Origin of the sequence: Mesorhizobium sp. M7A.F.Ca.ET.027.03.2.1, from assembly GCF_003999175.1 — a bacterium.
In the GTDB taxonomy this organism is placed as follows: Bacteria; Pseudomonadota; Alphaproteobacteria; order Rhizobiales; family Rhizobiaceae; genus Mesorhizobium.
Window position 1 is genome coordinate 1 of record NZ_RZOM01000615.1, and the last position, 3,728, is coordinate 3,728.

Below are 3,728 nucleotides of genomic sequence, written 5' to 3' on the forward strand. Positions count from 1 at the left end.
GGGCGGTGCCAGCGTCACCCGCAGAAGCCCGCGCACGCCCTGGTCGCGCCCGAAGACGCGCGTCTCCAGCTGGTGCGACGACGCTTCCATCTGGTTCGCAAGCTCGAGAACCTCCTCGCCCGCAGCCGTCAGACGGTAGCCCGAGGGCAGCTTTTCGAACATCTGCGCCCCGAGGCGTTCCTCGAGCTGGGCGATGCGTCGCAGTACGGTCGAGTGATTCACCCCGAGCTGCGCGCCGGCAGCCCGCACCGAGCCTCCGCGTGCGACGGCTAGAAAGTAGCGAACGTCATCCCAGTCGATCATGGTGCAATCCGGCACCGCGCGGTGCGCCTTCCAAAGCCTGTATCTAGCACATCCTACAGCAGTAGGGGCGGGACATCATGGCTTATGTCGACAGGGACGGCGCAATTCCGAATGGCGGATACGGATCGTCGCGGCTGGCGTCAGCTCTGAAAGCGGATCGATTTTGCACCACCGATGTGCGCGCTTCCGCACTCACCACCTGACCCCGACAGGCCCATCTAGAGGTTCTCGGGGCATCCCCGAACGACCAAAGACAGAACCTGGAAGGATAAATCATGGGCAAGCTAGACGGTAAGGTTGCGGTTATAACGGGCGGCGCCACCGGCATCGGCCGCGCCGCAGCGAAGCGCTTCATCGAGGAGGGCGCCTTCGTCTTCATCTTCGGCCGCCGGCAGGAAGCGCTAGACGCCGCTGTAGCCGAGCTCGGGCCCAATGTCCGAGCGGTGAAGGGCTCGGTCTCGGATGAGGCCGACCTCGATCGGCTCTACGCGGCGGTGAAGGCCGAGCGCGGAAGCCTCGACATCATCTTCGCCAACGCCGGGGTGGGAAGCCTGCTTCCGCTCGGCAAGCTCACCGCCGAGCATATTGACGAAACCTTCAACACCAATGTGAAGGGTACGATCTTCACGGTCCAGAAGGCGCTGCCGCTGATGGGCGAAGGCGGTTCGATTATCCTGACCGGATCGAGCGCCGGCACCACGGGCGCGCCCGCATTCAGCGTCTATAGCGCGAGCAAGGCGGCCGTGCGCAACCTCGCGCGGACCTGGGCGGAAGACTTGAAAGGCACCGGCATCCGGGTAAACGTGCTGTCGCCTGGGCCGACGGCGACCGAACTCGCGAAGGCAGCGATAGGCGAGGAGGGCTTGAAGGTCTTCGCCTCGATGAATCCGCTTCAGCGTATGGCCGATCCAGCGGAGATCGGGGCGGCGGCTGCGTTTCTCGCGTCGCCCGACAGCAGCTTCATGACCGCCCCGCCGTTCATTCCATTCGATATCCCGAGCCCGCAGGGCCTGGTAAACTGAAGGAGAATATACATGAGCTATGCAATTATCGGCTTCGGCAAGATCGGCCAGGCTCTTGCCAAGGCGTTTGCCCGCAACGGCATCGAAGTGTCTGTGGCAACCACGCGCGACCCGGAAAGCTTTGCAGCCGATGCGGCCGCGATCGGACCCACGATTATCTCCAAAACGCTGGCGGAAGCGATCAAGGCTGACATCGTCTTTCTGGCGGTCCGCTTCGAGTCGCACCCAGATGTCGCGAAGGCGCTGCCAAGCTGGGAAGGTAAGACGATCATCGACGCGACGAACGTGTTTCCAGTGCCTGAAGAGCTGGACGGTCTGCCGTCCTCCGCCTTCGTCGCGAAGGCGTTCACCGGCGCCAAGCTCGTCAAAGGCTTCAATCACCTGATTGCGGCCACCCTGGCTGCCGATCCGATCGTCGAGGGAGGGCACCGGGTCGTCTTTCTGTCTGGTGACGACGAGGACGCGATCGCTCCCGTGGCGGCCTTGGCCAGACAACTCGGGTTCGCACCGGTCAAGCTGGGAAAGCTCAACGAGGGTGGCACGCTGGTGCACGCACGCGGCCGCACTTGGGGCCAGCTGATCTTCCAGGACTTGTTCAAGAAGGAGCAATAACGGATTTATCGTGCAGCGTCAGAGTGGCAGGTGTTCGACGCCGGCCACATCGTCAGCAACGAGCCGAGCGCGCAAAGTGGCGCGCTTGAAAGCGGCTTACATCTGCCTGGATCCTTCGGCTGACATGTGCCTGCCACCCATGAATCGTAGTTGCAAAAGCTGATGTCCCAGCCGGCGTCGCGTCTTTTGGAAGTTGCCTCACGACCGCCGGCGCGGATGGGGCCGAAGCCACCCCAACTGCCATCCGAGCCTCTGTAATTTCCCATGACGCGATAATTGCAGTTGTTCACGACAACGTTGCCGTCCATCGACACGCATGCCGATGCGACAGTGGAAAGGCTGAAGAAAGCTATGATGGCGAGAGAGGCTTTGCGCAGCGTGGTCTCCTAACTGGGTTGGGCGAACCAACCGTTACGAGATCTCGGGCCGGGCCTCTTCCCCCATTTGGGCTAAACCGGCTGGTAAATTCACAGCGGCATGGCTGCGCTTGCGGACAGGAAGCCATGTGCGGGGATGCCGAATGGGCCTGCCGAAGCTTTACGGCCTCCGTGAAAGCCAAAGTGCCCCGGCTCGGACGGCTCTGTCATGTTGCCTGGGCGATATGCGGCAGGCGGCCCGGGAGATGTCAGGTTTTGGACTAAATGGCGGAGAGGGAGGGATTCGGTTTCACGCCTATCCTGCTGAAAATGCTAATCTTTTCGCGCTTTTTGTTACGCAGTTTGTTACACTGCTACAACTGCGATTTACAATCGCTCTTTTGAGCTCGCCTGCCCAATCCATCTTATCTGTCGAAACCGACGCAATGGCGCGGCGGTGGATTGGGTCACTCTGTCATAGTATCCGCGCTTCATTAAGTTGACGATGCCGTTTAGACTCGGAGCTGATCCTTTCCGGTCGATCACCAGGATTTGGCGCGCGACCCGGCACCGGCGGTTCGTCTTTGTACGTTTGTGTCATCCAGGCCGGATCAACTCGGCCATCAGGCTTCTCACGACTTATGCATGCGTTTCCCACTTTTATTAGCATTCGGTGCGAACCCGCACCCTGCACCAAACCTGCGACGCCTAAGCTATCGTCCTCGACTTGAGCGTTCCCTGCTTCTCGTGGAAGACGCTAAATTCGCTCGTGCGTTATTGCCGGCCAGCAAAGGCTGCGGGTCGGCGGTGAGGGTGTCGAGGAGCGGCGGCCGTTCCCTTTCACTCAATAGTGCCGCCGGCGCCTGGATGGTTTCCACGACGCCGCCCCCGCAATCGTAGCCGTTGTGATGATCATCGTGCATGCGCTGAGCTGTTGGGGACATGCTGATGGCGGTGCCGGAAGCACCGGAGACATGTGATATCTCGGCAGCGGGCAGAGCGGCTTCTCTGTCGCTGCACAGGAAAGCGTAGAGTTCCTTCACGCAAATGCGGGCGTCCTTCTTGTCTTTTTGAAAGGGCGGGACGAGGGGCAACCTGATATCGGCCTTTTGGTAGAACGGACTGCGCTCTTCGTACAGCTGGTCAACCTTCTGCTCGATGTCGGCGCCTTGCAGCAGCGGCCGGCTGGTGTCCCTCTCGAGGCGCCTGCGGAGCTCTTTCAGCTCGGGTGTCGAGCCAGATCGACCTCGCCTTATTAAGAATCAGGGCTTGATTGGACTCCTTGCCAAAGCAGCCGCCGCCGGTTGCGATGACGATGGGGCCTCTCTCCAGCTGCTTGGCGAGCTCTTTGGTCTCCAGGTCCCTGAAGTGCGCCTCGCCACGGCCAGGGTCGGCGAACATCTCCATCAGATTGCCGTGATCGGCGACGATATGC

Annotated in this window: 5 protein-coding genes; 2 read left to right on the plus strand and 3 right to left on the minus strand. The window is 61.2% G+C overall.

The window, feature by feature from the left end; genetic code table 11:
• The coding region (locus tag EN750_RS23375; protein WP_145967857.1) for a LysR family transcriptional regulator at positions 1-303 on the minus strand (303 nt) is incomplete at its 3' end.
• 275 nt (positions 304-578) lie between these two features.
• Between EN750_RS23375 and EN750_RS23380 the strand changes: the two genes are divergently transcribed.
• Together EN750_RS23380 and EN750_RS23385 are read left to right on the plus strand one after the other, a co-directional pair.
• A complete protein-coding gene (locus EN750_RS23380) occupies positions 579-1,325 on the plus strand; it encodes an SDR family oxidoreductase (protein ID WP_127397783.1) in 747 nt (248 codons plus the stop codon).
• 12 nt (positions 1,326-1,337) lie between these two features.
• A complete protein-coding gene (locus EN750_RS23385; protein ID WP_127397784.1) occupies positions 1,338-1,937 on the plus strand; it encodes an NADPH-dependent F420 reductase in 600 nt (199 codons plus the stop codon).
• 1,069 nt (positions 1,938-3,006) lie between these two features.
• Here EN750_RS23385 and EN750_RS40910 read toward each other — a convergent pair.
• Both EN750_RS40910 and EN750_RS40915 read right to left on the minus strand, forming a co-directional pair.
• Positions 3,007-3,549 carry a shikimate kinase gene (locus tag EN750_RS40910; protein ID WP_306462658.1) on the minus strand — a complete coding sequence of 181 codons (543 nt, stop codon included), beginning with the start codon at positions 3,547-3,549 and terminating at the stop codon, positions 3,007-3,009.
• Positions 3,437-3,728, minus strand: a 292-nt coding sequence (locus EN750_RS40915) for a shikimate kinase (protein WP_281062318.1), incomplete at its 5' end; no start/stop codon positions are given. The genes EN750_RS40910 and EN750_RS40915, both read right to left, overlap by 113 nt.